General features: G+C 69.2%; 12 protein-coding genes and 1 tRNA gene. 5 read left to right on the top strand and 8 right to left on the bottom strand.

Going from position 1 to position 17,715, the window contains the following annotated elements:
• Positions 1 to 26 precede the first annotated feature (26 nt).
• From pknB to E0H75_RS03990, 6 genes are all read right to left on the bottom strand, one after another.
• Entirely contained in the window at positions 27 to 1,850 is a 1,824-nt protein-coding gene (gene pknB / locus E0H75_RS04015; protein ID WP_131511649.1) for a Stk1 family PASTA domain-containing Ser/Thr kinase, read from the bottom strand.
• 115 nt (positions 1,851 to 1,965) lie between these two features.
• The gene (locus E0H75_RS04010) at positions 1,966 to 3,417 is read right to left on the bottom strand and encodes a peptidoglycan D,D-transpeptidase FtsI family protein (RefSeq protein ID WP_131511648.1); all 1,452 of its coding nucleotides are present in this window, start codon (positions 3,415 to 3,417) and stop codon (positions 1,966 to 1,968) included.
• Positions 3,414 to 4,811: an FtsW/RodA/SpoVE family cell cycle protein gene (locus tag E0H75_RS04005; protein ID WP_131511647.1), complete on the bottom strand. Its 1,398-nt coding sequence runs from the start codon at positions 4,809 to 4,811 to the stop codon at positions 3,414 to 3,416. Before E0H75_RS04005 ends, E0H75_RS04010 begins: the two co-directional genes overlap by 4 nt.
• Positions 4,808 to 6,202 carry a PP2C family protein-serine/threonine phosphatase gene (locus E0H75_RS04000; RefSeq protein WP_131511646.1) on the bottom strand — a complete coding sequence of 465 codons (1,395 nt, stop codon included), beginning with the start codon at positions 6,200 to 6,202 and terminating at the stop codon, positions 4,808 to 4,810. Before E0H75_RS04000 ends, E0H75_RS04005 begins: the two co-directional genes overlap by 4 nt.
• Before the next feature lie 10 nt (positions 6,203 to 6,212).
• The gene (locus tag E0H75_RS03995; RefSeq protein ID WP_131511645.1) at positions 6,213 to 6,695 is read right to left on the bottom strand and encodes an FHA domain-containing protein FhaB/FipA; all 483 of its coding nucleotides are present in this window, start codon (positions 6,693 to 6,695) and stop codon (positions 6,213 to 6,215) included.
• Positions 6,696 to 6,705: 10 nt separating this feature from the next.
• A complete protein-coding gene (locus E0H75_RS03990) occupies positions 6,706 to 7,524 on the bottom strand; it encodes an FhaA domain-containing protein (RefSeq protein WP_131511644.1) in 819 nt (272 codons plus the stop codon).
• A gap of 223 nt (positions 7,525 to 7,747) precedes the next feature.
• Between E0H75_RS03990 and E0H75_RS03985 the strand changes: the two genes are divergently transcribed.
• Positions 7,748 to 7,831, top strand: a tRNA-Leu gene (locus E0H75_RS03985).
• 155 nt (positions 7,832 to 7,986) lie between these two features.
• On the opposite strand, the gene E0H75_RS03980 is transcribed toward E0H75_RS03985, so the two are convergent.
• Positions 7,987 to 8,817, bottom strand: coding sequence for a carbon-nitrogen hydrolase family protein (locus tag E0H75_RS03980; RefSeq protein ID WP_131511643.1), 831 nt, complete (start codon positions 8,815 to 8,817; stop codon positions 7,987 to 7,989).
• Between the two features lie 208 nt (positions 8,818 to 9,025).
• Between E0H75_RS03980 and E0H75_RS03975 the strand changes: the two genes are divergently transcribed.
• The 4 genes from E0H75_RS03975 to E0H75_RS03960 all read left to right on the top strand — a co-directional run bounded on the left by E0H75_RS03975 (position 9,026) and on the right by E0H75_RS03960 (position 13,971).
• Positions 9,026 to 9,784, top strand: a complete 759-nt coding sequence (locus E0H75_RS03975) for an ABC transporter ATP-binding protein (RefSeq protein WP_131511642.1) — start codon at positions 9,026 to 9,028, stop codon at positions 9,782 to 9,784.
• Positions 9,769 to 11,592 (top strand): hypothetical protein, encoded by a 1,824-nt coding sequence (locus tag E0H75_RS03970; protein WP_131511641.1) that lies wholly within the window; start codon positions 9,769 to 9,771, stop codon positions 11,590 to 11,592. The genes E0H75_RS03975 and E0H75_RS03970 overlap by 16 nt, the downstream gene beginning before the upstream one ends.
• A 351-nt stretch (positions 11,593 to 11,943) precedes the next feature.
• The gene (locus tag E0H75_RS03965; RefSeq protein WP_131511640.1) at positions 11,944 to 12,921 is read left to right on the top strand and encodes a helix-turn-helix domain-containing protein; all 978 of its coding nucleotides are present in this window, start codon (positions 11,944 to 11,946) and stop codon (positions 12,919 to 12,921) included.
• A gap of 39 nt (positions 12,922 to 12,960) precedes the next feature.
• On the top strand, positions 12,961 to 13,971 hold the full coding sequence (locus E0H75_RS03960; protein WP_131511639.1) for an exonuclease/endonuclease/phosphatase family protein: 1,011 nt from the start codon (positions 12,961 to 12,963) through the stop codon (positions 13,969 to 13,971).
• Between the two features lie 67 nt (positions 13,972 to 14,038).
• On the opposite strand, the gene E0H75_RS03955 is transcribed toward E0H75_RS03960, so the two are convergent.
• Positions 14,039 to 17,671: a S8 family serine peptidase gene (locus tag E0H75_RS03955; RefSeq protein ID WP_131511638.1), complete on the bottom strand. Its 3,633-nt coding sequence runs from the start codon at positions 17,669 to 17,671 to the stop codon at positions 14,039 to 14,041.
• Positions 17,672 to 17,715: the final 44 nt, after the last annotated feature.

Below are 17,715 nucleotides of genomic sequence, written 5' to 3'. Positions count from 1 at the left end.
GGGGGCCTTTGTGCGTTGTACGGCGGTCAGCCGCCGATCGTGATTCCTGGCGTGCCCGGGCTCTCCGGCGTGGACGGGGTGGTGCTCGGGGTGTCGCTCGGCTCGTCGGGCTCGGTGTTGACGGTCAGTGTGATCGTCGAGCCCTTCGCGATCTTGGCGCCGGCCTTCTCGCTCTGCGCGATCACCGCGTCCGGACCGTAGTTCGGGTCGGTGCCGTTCTTGTAGCCGACCTGGAAGCCGAGATCCTTGAGCTGCTTGGTCGCGTCGTCCTGCGGCACGCTGACGACGTTCGGGACCTCGACCAGCTCCTTGCCGCTGGACACGGTCAGGGTGAACTCGGCGCCGGACGGGTACTGGCCGTTCGGATCCGGGCTGACCGCGAGGACGGTGCCGGCCTTCTCGCCGCTGTCCTGCTTGACGGTCTCTTCCTTGACCTTGAACTTCCCGGCCGAGTCCTCCAGCGCCTTGCGGGCCTGCGACTCGGTCTTGCCGATCACATCCGGCACCGGGAACGCGGCCCGGCCGGAGGAGAACACCACGGTGACCGTCGAGCCCGGGTCGGCCTCGGTGGCCGGCTCCGGCGTCTGGCTGAGCGCGAATCCGCGGCCGACCGTGTCACTCGTCTGGTTCGGCCCCTGCGCGAACTTCAGGCCCTTCTCGGTCAGCGCCGCGGTCGCCTGCGTCGCCGTCATGCCGCTCACGTCCGGCACCTGGACCTTCGCCGGCGGAGTGGTCGCTGTACCGCCGTTGTCCTTGCCCAGGTTGGTGAACAGGGCGTAGGCACCGACCGCGATCGCGACGATGGCCAGGCCGAGCAGGAAGTAGGCGAGGCCGCGGTTGCGCCGCGACCGCGAGTCCTCGAGGTCGTCCTCGTCGCCGCCGGGCGGCAGCAGGTCGTCGGCCGGACCCTGCCGGTACGCCTGCGTCGCCGCGGTAGAGGCCATCGTCGCCGGGATCGCGCGGGTCTCGGCGACCGACGCCATCGGCGCGGTCACCTGCTGCCCGGCCAGCACCCGGTGGATGTCCTGCCGCATCTCCGACGCGCTCTGGTACCTCTCCTCGCGGCTCTTCGCCAACGCCTTGAGTACGACGGCGTCGACCTCCGGCGGGATGTCCGGGTCGAACGACGACGGCGGCAGCGGCTGCTCCCGCACGTGCTGGTAGGCCACCGACACCGGCGACTCGCCGACGAACGGCGGCCGGCCGGTGAGCAGTTCGTACAACAGGCAGCCGGTCGAGTACAGGTCCGAGCGCGCGTCCACGGTCTCACCACGCGCCTGCTCCGGTGACAGGTACTGCGCGGTGCCGATGACGGCCGCGGTCTGGGTCATCGTGGACGAGGTGTCCGCGACCGCCCGGGCGATGCCGAAGTCCATCACCTTGACCTGACCCTGCGGGGTCAGCATCACGTTCCCGGGCTTGATGTCGCGGTGCACGATGCCGGCCCGGTGGCTGTAGTCCAAAGCCTCGAGCACGCCGGAGGTGATCTCGAGCGCCCGCTCCGGCATGATCTTGCGGCCCTCGCGGATCAGGTCGCGCAGCGTCTTGCCGGTCACCAGTTCCATCACGATGTACGGGATGGTGACGCCGGAACCGTTCGGGTCCGGCTCCTCGCCGGTGTCGTACACCGACACGATGGTCGGGTGGTTCAACGAGGCCGCCGACTGCGCCTCGCGGCGGAACCGGGCCTGGAAGGTCGCGTCACTCGCCAGGTCGACCCGGAGCCGTTTGATCGCGACAGCCCGGCCGAGTCGGTTGTCGACGCCCCTGCGCACATCGGCCATGCCGCCGCGGCCGAGCGGTTCGCCTTCTTCATACCGGCCGCCGACGAGACGTGCCTGCGATGTCATGACTCAGCCTTCCAACCTGTCCGGAAAAACACACTCAATTTGCCCACGGTAGCGACAGCCACACGTGGATCCCCGTTGGAAAGACGCACTGTGACGGCATCATTCCGTATGGTGCTCACTGGTTCAGCACCGCCTCCATGACGCTCTTCGCGATCGGCGCGGCGAGCTTGCCGCCGGCGATGTCGTCGCGGGAGATGTTCGCCTTCTCGATCAGCACGGCGACCGCGACCTTCGGGTCGTCGGCCGGCGCGAACGCGGTGAACCACGCGAACGGCGGCCGGTCCGGCGCGGTCTGCGCCGTACCGGTCTTGCCGGCCACCTGGATCCCGCTGATCCGGCCGGGCTTGCCGGTGCCGTTGTTCACGACGTCGATCATCATCGTGGTCAGCTGAGACGCGACCTCCGGTGTGACCGCCTGGTGCAGTGACTCCGGCTTGGTCTCCGACACCGTCTTCAGGTCCGCCGTCTTCACGCTCTGGACCAGGTAGGGCTTCATCACCTCGCCCTTGTTCGCGATCCCGGCCGACACCATCGCCATCTGCAGCGGCGTGGCCCGGACGTCGAACTGGCCGATCGCCGACTGCGCCGTCTGCGGCTGATTCGGGTCGCCGGGGAACTGGCTGGCCACGGCGCCGAGCTCCGGCAACGGCTTCTCGCCGAAGCCGAACTTCGCCGCCTGGTCACGGAGTACGTCCGGACCGAGGTCCAGGCCGACGCTGCCGAACGCCGTGTTGCACGAGAAGCGCAGCGCCACCGTGAGGGTCGCGTTGTCGCTGCCCCCGCAGTTGCGGCGGTCCTCGTTCACCAGCGGTTGCGTGGTCTGCGGCAACGGCAGCTCGGCCGGCGAGTTGACCTTCGTCTCAGGCGTGTACTTCCCGCTCGACAGCGCGGCCGCCGCCGTCACCAGCTTGAACGTCGAGCCCGGCGGGTAGAGCTCCTTCGCCGCGCGGTTCGACAGCGGCTTGTTCGGGTCTGCGTTCAGCCGCTTCCACGCGTCGCTGACCTTGTCCAGGTCGTGCGAGGCCAGCTGGTTCGGGTCGTACGACGGCCGGCTCGCCATCGCCAGCACCTTGCCCGTCTTCGGCTCCAGCGCGACGACCGCGCCGGTCTTGCCGGCCAGTCCGGCGTACGCCGCCTGCTGGGCCGCGGCGTTCAGGGTCAGGGTCACGCTGCCGCCCTGCTGCGGACGGTTGCTGATCACGTCGATGATCCGGCGGAACGCCATCGACGGGTCCGAGCCGTTCAGCTCGGAGTTCATCGTCAGCTCGATCCCGCCACGGCCGAACAAGTAGGAGTAGAACCCGGTCAGCGGTGCGTACGTCGGTCCGGCCGGGTAGGTGCGCTGGAACTTGAACCGGTCGTCGGACCGCTCGCTCTTGGCGATCGGCGTACTGCCGATCAGGATCGGCCCGCGGTTCACCGAGAACTGCGAGTCGCGCACCCGGCGGTTGTCGTTGCGGCCGTTGAGCTCACCGGCCCGGAACGCCTGCAGGTACGTCGAGTTCGCCATCAGCGCGAGCATCAGGATGATCGCTGCCACGGCCAGTCGTCGGATCGCTGAATTCACTGCTTCTGCACCGCCATGGCGATCGTTTCGTCGGACACGGGGGCGGCCGGCGTCTGCGGCCGGCGTGCTTGGTCACTGATCCGCAGCAGCAGCGCGATGATCGCCCAGTTCGCGACCAGCGACGTACCGCCCAGCGCCATGAACGGCGTGGCCAGACCGGTCAGCGGGATCAGCCCGGTGACGCCGCCGACGATCACGAAGATCTGCAGGGCGAACGACATCGCCAGACCGGTCGCGATCAGCTTGCCGAAGATGTCACGGCAGCCGAGCGCGGTCCGCAGGCCGCGCTCGATGATCAGTGTGTAGACCAGGATGATCGCGATCAGCCCGGTCAGGCCGAGCTCCTCGGCGAACGAGGAGATGATCATGTCGCTCTGGCCGTACAGCGTGATCTCCGGGCGGCCCTGGCCGAGGCCGCGGCCGAGGACGCCGCCCCAGGCCTGACCCATCAGCCCGGTCGCCACCTGGCCGCCGTCGATCGAGAACGGGTCGAGCCAGTCCTGGATTCGTTTGTGCACGTGTCCGAACGTCTGGTACGCGAAGAACGCTCCGGCCGCGAACAGCAGGCCACCGATGATCAGCCAGCCGGCCCGCTCGGTCGACACGTACAGCAGGAACAGGAACAGGCCGAAGAACAGCAGGGACGATCCGAGGTCACTCTCGAAGACCAGCACGCCCAGGCTGACGCCCCAGGCGATCAGGATCGGGCCCAGGTCGCGGGCCCGCGGCAGGTCGAGCCCGAGAAAGCGGTGCCCGGCCAGCGTCAGTACGTCGCGCTTCACCACCAGATAACCGGCGAAGAAGATGACCAGGCACACTTTCGCGAACTCACCAGGCTGGAACGACATCCCGGCCAGCCGGATCCAGATCCGGGCGCCGTTCAGGTTCACACCGAGGCCGGGGATCAGCGGCAGGACGAGCAGCACCAGACCGGCCAGTCCGGCGGTGTAGGTGAGGGCCTGCAGGCGCCTGTGATCTCTGATCAAAAGGATCACCACGAGGAAAAGCACGATGCCGACCGCGGTCCAGGTGATCTGCTGCGGTGCCGCTGGTGCCTTCGGGGTCCGGCCGTTCGCCTCGGCGATCGAGGCGAGGCCGAGGTCGATGCGATGGATCATCGCCACACCGAGCCCGTTCAGCAGCACCGCGCACGGCAGGAGGACCGGATCGGCGTACGGCGCCCGGTAGCGCAGCGCGAGGTGGGCGATCAGCGCGAGCAGGCCGATGCCGGCGGCGTAGTACCCGGTGCTGGCCGGCACCTTGTCCTGCACGGTGATGCCGATGTTCACGTACGCCGCGACCGAAACTCCGACCGCGATGATGAGCAGGAACAACTCCACCCCGCGCCGGGTGCGGGGGATGATCTGGATGACCGACGTCGACGCGATGCTCATCGAACGCCGTCACAGTCGTCGGGGTCCACCGGCGTACTCGGCGTCGTCGACGGTGAAGTCACCGGAACCGTGGCCGGGGGCTTCGGCGGCGTGGACACGGGCTTGCCGGTCGCCGGCGGCGTACTCGGCAGCGGCGTGGTCGGCCGCGGTGTCGGGCTCGGGGTCGGCTTGACCTGCGCGCACTCGTCCGCGGTGTGCTGCAGTTCACCCACGATCGCGTGGGCCCCGGCCAGGTTGTCGGCCTGGATGTTGCCCTCCACCTGCTCCCGGCTGTACGTCGGCAGCTTGTCCACCTGCAGCGTCTGCCGCTCGTACACCTTCGACAGCGTCAGGCCGGGGAGGTCTGCTTCCACACCCTTGAAGATCGCCACGTAGTCGCCGTCGGTCCCAACGAAGTACTGCTTCTGGGTCCAGCTGTACGCGAACCAGATGCCGCCACCGATCAGACCGAGAATCACCACGAGTACGGCGATCCGGCGCAGCCACGGGAACCGCTTCGGCGGCCTCGGGGCGTACCGCAGCTCCTCCGGGTCCAACGCGGCCGCGTGACCGCCGCCGCCGTGGCCGCCGTGGCCGCGGATGGCCGTGGTCGGCTCGCCGCGTCCCGTGCTGCCTTGCGCCAGCTCCGCCGCGGCGCCGACCAGCTGCGGCGACTCCCCGCTGACGGGCGGCGTCTCGATCACGTCCGCGACGACACAGGTGACGTTGTCGTTGGACCCGGCCTCCAGGGCGTGCGTGATCAGCTCAACCACCACGGAGTCCGGCGTACCGTCGGCCATCGAGGCCGCGATCACCTCGTCGCTCACGTAGTCGGGCAGGCCGTCACTGCACAGCAGCAGCCGGTCGCCGGCCCGGACGTCGAGGATCTCCAGGTCCGGATCGGAGTCCGGCCGGCCGTCCAGCACCCGCAGGATCAGGTTGCGGTGCGGGTGGGTGAAGGCCTCCTCCTTGGAGATCCGGCCCTCGTCCACCAGCGACTGCACAAAAGTATGGTCGTGGCTCAGCTGGTACAGCTGGCCGTCCCGCATCCGGTACGCGCGGGAGTCGCCGAGATGCGCCAGCCCGAGCTGCTGCCCGTCGAACATCAGCGCGGTGACGGTCGAGCCCATCCCCTCGCGCTCCGGGTCCTCCTCGACCAGCTCGGACAGCCGCTCGTTGGCCCGGTGCACCGCCCCGGCCAGCGCCTCGATCATGTCCTCGCCGCTGATCTCCGGGTTGTCCAGCCGCCGGATCACCTGGACCGCCGCCGCGCTGGCCACCTCACCGGCCGCCGCGCCGCCCATCCCGTCGGCGAGCAGCAGCAGGTGCGGACCGGCGTACGCCGAGTCCTCGTTGTTGCGGCGCACCCGTCCGACGTCGGACAGTGCTGCGTAGTCGAGCGACAGGGTCATCGAGGCAGGCCTACTTCGCGATGTTCAGCGTCGTCCGGCCGATCCGGACCGAGCCGCCGATCTCGGCCGGCACCGGGCGGGTCACCCGCTGGCCGTCCAGGTACGTCCCGTTGGTCGAGCCGAGGTCCTCGACCCACCACTGCCCCTCGGAAGAGAACAGCCGGGCGTGCCGGGTCGAAGAGTAGTCGTCATCGAGCCGGATCTGACAGTCCGAGCCGCGTCCGATGATCACCGGCTCGTCGACCAGGGTCGCGCCGACGCCCGCCTGAGGGCCGTCCGCGATCGTCACCGACCCGGGCAGGCCCTTGCGTTTCTTGGTCGGCCTGGCGGGCTTCGGCGTACGGGAGTTCTGCGGTACGACGGCGGCCGCGGCGCGGCTGTCGACCTTGGCGCCGAACAGGTCGGACCTGATCACGGACAGCACCGCCAGGACGAACATCCACAGCAGCGCCAAAAACCCCAGTTTGATCAGGGTCAGGGTCAGTTCCGACATGGAAGCTCAGTCACCACCCGCTGCTCGGCGGCTGGGCCATCGGCTCGTCCGCGAGACGCAGCGTCATGGTTGTGTTGCCGATCCGCACGGTCGAGCCGTCGACCAGCTCGGCCTCGGTGGTCCGCCGGCCGTTCACCAGGGTGCCGTTGGTGGAGCCCAGGTCGACCAGCACCACTCGGATGCCGCCAGGACCCTCCGGCATCAGCCGGATCTCGGCGTGCCGCCGGGACACACCCGGGTCGTTGATCTGGATGTCCGCGTCGGTACCGCGGCCGAGGACCACGCCGGGCGGGTTGACCGGGCGGCGCCGGCCGTTCACCTCGAGCATCACCTGGGGGTGACCGCGTCGGGGCTGCTGTTGCTGCGGGGGCGGCGGGCTGGCCGGGGTGCTCAGCACCGGGCCGTCGTTCGGCGGCACGTAAGGCTCCTGCGGGTAGGGCTGGGACCGCCGTTGCGGTGAACCGACGGTGGCACTGACCACCCGGAACTTACCTGTCGGGAGGTCGTCCTGCTGGGTCAGCTCGATCTCGATCGGGCCGGAGAACGTGTACCGCTGGATGTCGGCGTGGTCGCGCAGTTCGTTGGCCAGTTCGTGGTTGAGGGTCCGGCCGTAGGCGTTCAGGCGCTCGAAATCGCCCGGACCGAGCTCGATCGTGAAGTGGTTCGGCACCAGCCGGCGGTCCCTGGACAGGATCCGCGCGGTGTTGTCGATCTCACGCTTGAGCGCCGCCGCCAGCTCGATCGGCTCGACGTCGCCCTTGAACGCACGCGCGAAGACACCGCTCACAATGCCCTCCAGGCGTCGCTCGAAGCGCTGCAGCGGTCGCACGCCTCCTCCTCCACGGTCGGTCGCCGGCTGGTGCCAACGATCGTGCCTGCCGTCCGGCGCCCCCAGCAGGCACGCCGTACGCCGCGTCCACGTCACGGTGGACACACCGGGTACGACGATCGATCGTATCGGGAGGTTCGACCGAACCCGCAATGTGAAGGTCCGCCAGATCCCGTGCTAGTCTTCTCACTCGGTTGCAGAAGACATCGTCAGAGCAACCTGCGCGCGGGTGGCGGAATAGGCAGACGCGCACGGTTCAGGTCCGTGTGCCCGAAAGGGCGTGGGGGTTCAACTCCCCCCTCGCGCACAAAGTCCCGGTCAACGACCGGGACTTTTCCAATTCCCCACCCAACTGTGATTGACCCGCAGCCGGCTACGTGCGCTCCTTCGTCGCGTGCTCGCTCGCCTGCCCCATCGTGCGTTGAGGGCGGATGCGTGCACAAGGTCACACCTGGAGGGCAGCTAGAGCATGGTGTGGTCTCGGGAGCGGGGGTCGTCTACCGCCCGGGTGCGGTAGATCTCGCCCTTCATGGCAGTGGCGCGCCACGGACGGGCGTGCTGGAACGGGACTGTCAGGGCGGGGTCGTCGCGGTCCAGCGTGGTGATGGCGAGACCGGAGTTCCCGCTGAGCTGGGCGGCGTACGTGCCGGTGGGCGTGATCAGACCGGACGGCATCAGGTCGACGGTCTGCGCGGGTAGCGACATCGAAACCCAATAGCAGTTGATCGCGGCGTACGCACGCGCCTTCAGCTCGAAGATCGAGTCCACCGGGTACGCCGACAGCAGCAGACACTCGACGCCGAGACGCTCGTACTGACTGAACAACTGCGGGAAGTTGATCTCGACACAGATCGCGCAGCCGAATCGATAGCCGTCGACGTCGAACACCACTGGGTCGAAGCCAGGGCTGTAGAAATGGTTGATCTCGGTGTTCGAGCAGAAGCGCTTGTCGTAGCGGTCGACCAGTTCGCCCGCGTCCGAAATCACATACAAGCTGTTGTGGGGCCGATGCGGCGGCGTCAACGGATGCGCTGACCCCAGCACGACCCACAGCCGCAGCTCAGCGGCCAACGCCATGACCCGCTCGAGCTCCCCGCGGACCACACCCCAGTCAACCTGCGACCAGTCGGCGATCTGCTCCTTCGCGTACCCACTCAGCGCACCCTCCGGAAAGTGCACCAACCGCGCCCGCCCAGCCGCTGCCTTCCGCATCAACGACCGAACGGTCTTCCCGTTCACCCGCGCGTCCGCACTGATAGCCGGCTGCGCAAGAGCAACCCGAATCCCCGTCATCGCCCTACGGTCGCACTCAGCACCGACAGAACCACGCAACGGCACGGCCCTTCGTCCTGCGATGAAAGACTCACACCATGGCGCGAACCGAACGCGGTGTAGGCCGTGTGGGGGATGGGGCGGGTCGGTCGCGCGGGTGACGACCGCGGCGGGTGTTCGGTGGCAGGGTTTGACCTTTAGGGGTGTTGGCTGGGAGGAAACTGGCGGTATGGAGAGTGCGGCGTTCGAGTTGGTCGGGTTGACCAAGGTGTTCGGCGAGGAGCGGGCGGTCGACGGGCTGAGTCTGTCGGTGCCGACCGGATCGTTCTTCGGGATGCTCGGGCCGAACGGGGCGGGGAAGACGACCTCGCTGTCGATGGCGGTCGGGTTGCTGCGGCCGGACGAGGGGACGGCGCGGATCTTCGGGGTGGACGTGTGGGACGAGCCGACGAAGGCGAAGGCGCTGGTCGGGGTGCTGCCGGACGGGCTCGGGATGCCGGAGCGGCTGACCGGGCGTGAGGTGCTGACGTACCTGGGCCTGCTGCGGGGTCTGCCCGAGGACGAGGTCCGGAGACGTACGTCGGAACTCCTCGAGGTGCTCGAGCTCGATCACGAGGACGAGAAGCAGGTGATCGGCTACTCGACCGGCATGCGGAAGAAGCTCGGACTGGCCGTCGCCTTGCTGCACGCGCCCCGGCTGCTGGTGCTGGACGAACCGTTCGAGGCGGTCGACCCGGTGTCGGCGGCGACCATCCGGACGATCCTGAACAGGTTCATCGCCGGCGGCGGGTCGGTGGTGATGTCGAGTCACGTCATGGCGCTGGTCGAGCAGCTGTGCGACCGGGTGGCGGTCGTCGCCGACGGCAAGGTCGTTGCCTCGGGCACTGTTTCCGAGGTGCAGGCCGGCGGCAGCCTGGAGGACGCGTTCGTGTCGCTGGTCGGTGCCTCGACCCGGGGTGCGGAGGGTCTGTCGTGGCTCTCGGCCTGACCTACGCCACCTCGCACACGCTGGTCCGGATGCGGCTGTCCTCGTTCCGGCATGCACTGAAGGACCAGAACCGGGTCTCCTGGATCGGCGCCGGTGCGTTCTGCGGCCTGGTGCTCGCCGGCGGCACGATCTGGGTCGCAGCCCGCGGCGACAACGACGGACTGGTCGTTGCGCTCGGGATCTGGATGCTCGGCTGGGTGGTCGGGCCTCTGTTCGCGGGTGGCGGTGACGAGACGCTCAAGCCAGAGTACTTCAGCATGCTGCCGTTGCCGCCGCGCACGCTGTCGACCGGACTGCTGGTCGCTGCGGTCGCCGGCGTCGCACCGGTGATCAGCCTCGTGGCCCTGCTGAGTCTGGTCGTTGCCGGTGCGCAGCTGAGCGTCGCAGCAGCTCTCATCGCCCTGCCGGCCCTCGTATTACAGCTGTTCTGCTTCATCCTGGCGTCCCGGCTCGCCGTCGCCGTGTACGGCGTACTCCTGCAAGTCCGCTCGGGGGCCGTCCTCGCCGCGGTGGTCAACGCGTTCATCCTGGCGTTCGCGGCGCAGGGCTGGGCGCTGATCGTCGCGTACGTCTCCACCGACGTGCAGGGCACCGTGGCCACTGCTGCGCGCATCGCACCGTCGGGCTGGGGTCTGGCCGCGGTCGAGGCCGCCGGTCGTGGCGACTGGCTCGAGGCGCTGCTGCCGCTGGTCGGCCTGGTCCTGCTCGCCGCAGTGATGCTGATCGCCTGGTCCGCTCTCCTGGTACGCCGTACCACTGCCAGCCACATGAGCCACAAGGTCCGGCGACCACTGTCCGCCGACGGACCGAGCAGTGCGGCCGCAGCCAAGGAACTCCGCTCGTGGACGCGGGACCTGCTCTACGGTCACAAGGCCGTCTTCGCGGTCAGCTATGGACTCTTCTTCTGCATGATGCCGCTCGCACTCAAGGCGACCTACATGCTGCCGTGGGCCGGTCCGGCGGCCGTCATCATGGCCGGTGCGATGGCCTCCAACCTGTACGGTGCGGACGGTACGGCGCTCTGGACGACGCTGATGACCCCCGGCTCGGCCGGACCGGATGTACGGGCGCGGCAGCGCGCGTTCCTGCTCGTCTTCGGACCGCTCACCGTCCTGATCACCGTGCTCTTCACCTGGTGGGCAGGCGACGCCGGTGCCTGGCCGCTCGTGCTCAGCGTGCTGCCGGCGCTCCTGGGTGGCGCGGCCGGTCTGATCGTGGCCTGCTCGGTGTGGGCCGCCGTACCGACGACCGACGCGCACAAGCGGTCCGGCAATCCGCTCAACTCGGGTGAGAACGAGGGCGAGACCATGGGCCTCGTCTACGTGATGCTCGTACTGGTGTCCGTGTCCGCGGCACCCGCGCTGGTCGCTGCGCTCTACTGGTCGTGGTGGGGCGTCCCGATCGGGCTGCTGTCCGGCGTACTGGCGTGGTGGTACCTCGGCCGCCTCGCCATCAACCGGCTCGAACAGCGCGGACCCGAGCTGCTCACGCTGCTCAGGCACGGCCGGACCGTCGAGGAAGCCAAGAAGAAGGCGCAGTACGAGTCGATCCCCCGCTGGAAGCGGACGCTGGCCGGCTTCTGTCTCGGCTTCGCCGCCATCCCGCTGTTCCCGCAGGCGCTCGTACCTGCGATCTTCCTGCTGACCGGCAACGCCGACACCAAGTCGTGGTTCCTCGCCCTCTACGTGGCGAACCCGTTGCGGTGGCTGGTCATCGCCGGGATGGCAGTGCTCGGCCTGGGCATGTACGCGTACGGCGGGCTCACCTACTACAACGCGCGGAAGGTGTCACCGGCGGAGGCGGGGTAGCCCCGGCCTGGGAGTCCCTCGGTGGCGGGCGTTCGTCACGCTTCGGGCGCCCAGGACCATCCACAGGGCGAGGACGGCCGCGGCTACCAGGCCGGCGACCCCGGCGTAGTCGGTCAGACTCATCATGTTCTCTTTCGCAGGCGGGCGGGTGCGCTGTGTCGTCTCGTCCCCGCCCCACCGCCCCGGTCAGGGGCGGCGAGTTCCGCGAACGTTCTGACCGGAAGTGACGGTCCCTCAGCAAATCCGTGATGACACTTGCGTGCCGCGGCACGGAACGGCCAGTGGGAATCGGCTCGCTTCAGCGTTGTAACGCCTGATTAGGTGGACTACCGCGCCGAGAGGGGGCCGCCCATGCAGGAAGGCTTGTTGCTTGATGCCCGGGAGGAGCAGGCCTACCGCCTGCTGGTCGGGCTGTCCGCGGCCCGGTCCGGGGAGCTCGCCGAAGTCGCGGAGTTGACGCGGCACGAGGCGGACGAGGTACTGCAGCGGCTGCAGGCGAAGGGACTGGTCGCGGCCACCGAGGTCGACGACCCGGTGTTCCGCCCGCTCCCGCCGGACGTTGCTCTCGGTACGACGCTGCTCCGCCGGCAGGAATCGTTGGAGACGGCCCGCAAGACGGTGGCGGCGCTGAGCGAGGAGTTCCGCGCCAGTGCGAGCCGCCGTGACGCGCACCACCTGGTCGAGGTGATCGTCGGCGCGACCGCGCTCCGGGAGCGGCTGCGCGACCTGCAGGAATCGGCGCGCGAGGAGATCCTCTGGTTCTGCCGCGCCAACCCGTTGGCGATGCAGGGCGCCGACAACACCGAGGAGTACGGCGCTCTGACCCGCGGCGTCCGGTACCGCGCGATCTACGAACGCGCCCTCCTCGAGACCCCGGGCGAACTCGACTCGATCGCCGAGGGCGTGAGCTGGGGTGAGGAGGCGCGCGCGTTGCCGACGCTCCCGGTCCGGCTGGCGATCGTGGACCGGTCGACCGCGGTCTGCCCGTTGGTCCGTGACGACGAGCTGGGGATCGGTGAGCCGACAGCCGCCGTCATCAGCCGCGGCCAACTGCTCGACGCACTCCTGGCCCTCTTCGAGAGCCACTGGGAGCAGGCGACGCCGGTGAAGCTCCAGCGGGGCAACTCCGAGGAGACGGAAGGTCTCGACGACAACGAGCGGTTCCTGCTGTCGCTGCTGGTCGCCGGTGTGCCGGACAAGTCGATCGCGTCCCAGCTGGGCATCAGCCGTCGTACCGTCCAGCGCCGGCTCGACCGGATGATGGCGCTGGCCGGCGTCGACACCCGCACCGGCCTGGCGTTCCAGGCCGCCAAGCGCGGCTGGATCTGACCGCCAGGGATGAGCCCTCGGCCGTGGTGTACTGCCGCCATGCGCACCCCGCCCCGAAAAGGTGCCGCACTGGCCGTTCTCACGCTGGCCTTCGCCGGGATCACCCCGGCCCACGCTGACGTGACCACCGCCGCGGCGAACAACGACCCCGCCTTCGTCCACGTGTACGACAACAACCTGGAGAACCTGCCGACCGTCGACCTGGCCTGTCCGGGCGACTGGCAGGACCTGGCCTACTACCTGAAGCGTGCCCCGCTGAAGCCGGACGTCTTCACGGTCCAGCAGATCAGCAACCGCGTGCAGCTGGACACGTACCTGGACCGCCTCTCGACCGACCTCGGCGAGACGTACGCCGGCGTGATCGCCGACGTCTCGCCCGCCGCGATGAACAGCCCCTGCGGCGCACCGAAGGACCACCAGACCAACGCCGTCATCTACCGGACCGCGCGCTTCACGAACCTCGGCCTCGGCAACGCGACCTGGCAGGCGCAGAGCGACGAGTCCGGTGCGTGCGCCAACAACGACCAGGCCCGGACCAAGGCGGTCAAGGTCCGGCTGCACGACAAGGTCGCGAACAAGGACCTGACGGTCGCGTCGGTGCACTGGCCGACCTCGGCGTCGGGTGGTCCGCCGTGCGCGGAGTCCAACGCGCGCGAGACGGCGACCGAGCTGACCGAGGACGGGTACGGCGGCAGCCTGCTGATCTTCGGCGGCGACCTGAACTACTCCGACGTCAGCGGCGGTGCGTTCCGGCCCTGGTTCCAGCTGCTGAACGGCGACGCCGGCGGCTCACTCGGCTACCGCGACGCCGGGTACTCCGCCTGCGCCGGCAACCTGTCCTGCCTGGCGTCGAACTGGACCATCGGCGGCGACCGGCGGATCGACTTCCTCTTCGCCCGCCGGCCGTCCGGCGCGCTGCCCACGGTGAGCGCGTTCCACACCGTCACCTTCGACGAGGGTGACGCCGCCGACCAGGCCGAGACCGGCTCCGACCGCGAGGACCGCAACTACTCCGACCACCGGGCAGTCAGCGCTCGCGTCTACTACTGACCGTCGCCGGACAGCGGATCGGCCCGGACGGTGGTCGCACCGTCCGGGCCGAACTCTGTGGTGACTACTACTTGACGCCGTACGCGCGGATCACGGTCTGCGTGAACTTCGCGCCGTCCGTGCCGGTGGTTTGCACCTTCAGCGAGACGGTGTCGTGGGCGTTGGCGACCACGGCGACATAGTGGCCGAGGGCACCTACCACGAGGAGCTGCCGCCAGGTCTTGCCCTCGTCGAACGAAGCCCAGGCACTCAACGAGGTTGACCGCGGTGCCTCGAAGCCGACGACGTGCGTCCGGGCGCCGACACGACCGGTCAGGTCGGTCGGGACTTTGTAGCCGACCTGCAGCAGCGGCAGCGGAGTCGCCTTGTCCTCCGCCTGCTTACCGGACCGGAACTCCCACGAGGTCGCCGTGTTCGTCGCCCAGTTCCACTCCCCGTCGGCGTCGATCCGCGAGGTGGCCAGGTCCAGCTTGTACGCCGCGGTGTCGCTGGAGGTGATGACGTCCTCCCACGCATCCGGTAGTTCGGCGATCACCTGACCGTTGCGCGACAGCTTGGCGCTGGCCGAGCTGGTCTCGCCGACCGTGTAGTGCCCGTCCGCGTCCACGAACGACGGGATCCGCAGCGACAGCCGATCGCCGGTCCGGCTCGACACCACTCCAGGTGCCGTGGCCGGCCGAACCACCGGACCGAACCAGGTCTCTTTCGAGGTGCCGTTCTGGTAGGTCCGCGGCAGCGTCGTCATGCCACCGGCCAGCGGGTTCATGTCATCCCAGGTGTAGAGGTGGTGCACCCGGTGCTGCCAGATCGAGTCACCGGACGTCACCCACTCCTCCCGCACCTTCGGAGTCTGCACGAACCGCTGCGAGTCGTTCCAGGAGTACTCCTGCCACGGCCGCCACCCGAACCGCTGCTCCTTGGCCCAGTCGAAGCCGCCGTTGTCGGCGTACCCGGTGGTGATCCGCGCGCTGTTGGCCGGGGTCACCTTGTAGTCGATCTTGCTCGGGATGGACCCGGTCGAGACCTGCTGGACGTCGTACAGGTACGGGCTCGAGGTGGTCAGGGTCAGGTCGATCGTGGCGTGGCCGCGCTCGGCCCGGTCGATCAGCCGATGGCCGTCCTTGAACGTCGTGACCATCGCCGGGATCGGTTCGCGGTCACCGGTCGGGCGCCAGACCGTCCACGCCGACCAGTCTGCCGGCCGCACCAGGATCACTCCAGCGGCACCCGCCTTCGCGGCCGCCGCGATCTGGTCCTGCTCACTGCCGTCCTGACTGGAGTCCAGCACCGCCACCGCGCCCTTCACTCCCTGGAACGACGAGTCGGCGGACACCAGCGGGAACCGCTTCTTGCCTTCGTACGACGGCGACTGGTGCAGCAGGTTGATGTCCAGCGGTCCGGTCACACCGGAGACCGTGGCCTGCACCAATGGCGCGACCAGTTGCCAGCGGGACGAGAACTCGAAGGTGCCGTCCTTGACCGGCTTGGTCGGCGTGACGCTGACTTCCTTGACCGTGCTGAAGTGCATGACGCCGTGGCTGATCGAGCGGCCGTTGCCGTACTCGCGGTGCACGTAGTAGCTCAGCACCGCCTGCTGCTCGGACGGTTTCGGCGTCCGGATCGTGATCGGCACCGCCTTGCGTGCATCGATCACCACCTCGATGTCCTTGCTCACCACGATGTTCGGGTCGGTGAACAGGCTGACCTTCTCGTCCTGAGGCTCGCCGTTCTCGACCAGCGAGTGCAGCAGGTAGGTGCCCTCCTCGACCTCGGCGGTGTAGCTGGAGCCGTCCGGGATCCAGGCCAGTACGTCGGAGCGCGAGTTGTCGCCGTACAGCGAGATGACCGGGACGCCGGTGGGCTGTCCGTCGAGACCGACCGCCCGCAGGGTGACGGTGTGCTTCGGGCCTTGCCGGAGCGCGCCGACCGCGGTGTGGGTGACGACGCCGTCGGGGCCGGTGGCAACGATCCAGCCGCTGTGCAGCCCGCGGTCGAGCTTGGCCGCGGTCAGGTCCACCGGTACGTCGCTGTTGCCGTGCGCGGGCACGGTGATGGTGGCGGGAACGCCGAAGGCGTCGGTCTCCGGCTTGCCGGCGTCGAGGTTGCTGACGGCAACGGACAGGGCGAGCGTCACGGGCGCGTCCGAGTCGTTGCGGTAGTTGATGGTGCGCGTCGACGAGCCGGTCGTCGTCTGCGGGCCGAAGTCCGCCACACCGGTGGCGAACACCTTCTGCGCCACCGCCCGGGTCAGGTCCACGCGGCCGGCGCCCTGGGCGTACACGCTCTGGTTCGGTTGGGTCTTGGCAGTGCTGACCAGCGCGTTCTTCAGCTCGTCGGCCTTCCAGTCCGGGTGCTGCTGCGCCAGCAGGGCTGCCGCTCCGGCAACGTGCGGCGCGGCCATCGACGTACCGGAGGCTGCGGTGTAGAGCTCATCCACCGGCGCGCCCATGGCCGTCCCGGCCGCGCGGGCGGCGATGATGTCCACGCCGGGCGCGGTGATCTCCGGCTTGAGTCCGGCGTCGCCGAGACGCGGTCCGCGGCTGGAGAAGTCGGCCAGCCCGTCGGTCCGGTCCACGGCACCCACCGTCAGTGCGGACGCGGCGGCTCCCGGCGTACCGATCGTCTCGTCCGCACCGTCGTTGCCGGCCGAGACGACGAACAGCGTGCCGGTCTGCGCGGTGATGTCGTTCACCGCCTGGCTGAGCGGGTCGGTGCCGTCGGTCGGACCACCACCGAGGCTCATGTTGACGACCTTGGCACCCTCGGCGGCGGCCCACTCCATCCCGGCGATGATCCAGGAGTCGTACCCGTAGCCGTCGTCGCCGAGCACCTTGCCGACCAGCAGGTCCGCCTTCGGGGCGACACCCTTCCTGGTCCCGCCCGCGCCGGCTCCGGTGCCCGCGATGGTCGCAGCGACGTGCGTGCCGTGGCCGAAGTGGTCCTGCGCACCGGTCGGGCTGCCGGAGAAGTCCTCGGCCTCCTTGACCTTGCCGACCAGGTCCGGGTGCTGCGCGTCCACGCCGGTGTCGAGTACGGCGACCTGGACGCCGGAGCCCTCGTAGCCGGCCTTCCACGCGTCCGGTGCGCCGATCTGTGGGACGCTCTTGTCGAGCACCGGCTTCACCTTGCCGTCGAGCCAGATCTTGCTGACACCGCTGCTCAGCGAGCGAGCACCGACCGCCGGGGACAAGGACTTCCACAGCTCGGGCAGCTGGTCCTTGGCCGCGTCCACGGCTTCGCCGCCGATCGACGCGAGCTGCCGCGTGGTCGTCGTACCGGCGAGGGCTTCGGACGTGCGCAGGCCCGGGGTGTACTTGACGATCAGCGGGAGTTGCCGGGCGGCGGAGTCGCCGTACCCGTCGGCGATCAACTCGTCCACGTCGAACAGGTCGGCGTCGAGGACACCGGTGCAGATGTACGGGACGGCGTCGCTCGGCAGGACGCGGAGGCCGCCGTCGGCCTCGATGGTGTGGAACGAGACGCCTTCGCGGCCCGGGGCCGGGTGGACGCTGGCCGCCTTCCGGCCGCCACCGGCGTCGGTCACCTCGACGACGTCGCCGGTGATCAGGGTGACCGCACTGCTCGTCGGGCTGGTGTTCCCGGTCGGGGGTGGTGACGCGGCGGCGGCCGGGGTCACCGAGACCGCGCCGAGGGCCAGTACCGCTGCAAGGGTGGCAGCAGTGATCCGTGGATGGGACATAGTCGGATTCTCCTTCGAGAGGTTGGGGGCAGGACCACCTCTTC

It is taken from the genome of Kribbella capetownensis (assembly GCF_004331485.1).
In the GTDB taxonomy this organism is placed as follows: domain Bacteria; phylum Actinomycetota; class Actinomycetes; order Propionibacteriales; family Kribbellaceae; genus Kribbella; species Kribbella capetownensis.
Note: the sequence above shows the minus strand (reverse complement) of the source record. Positions and strands in the feature narration are given on the sequence as shown.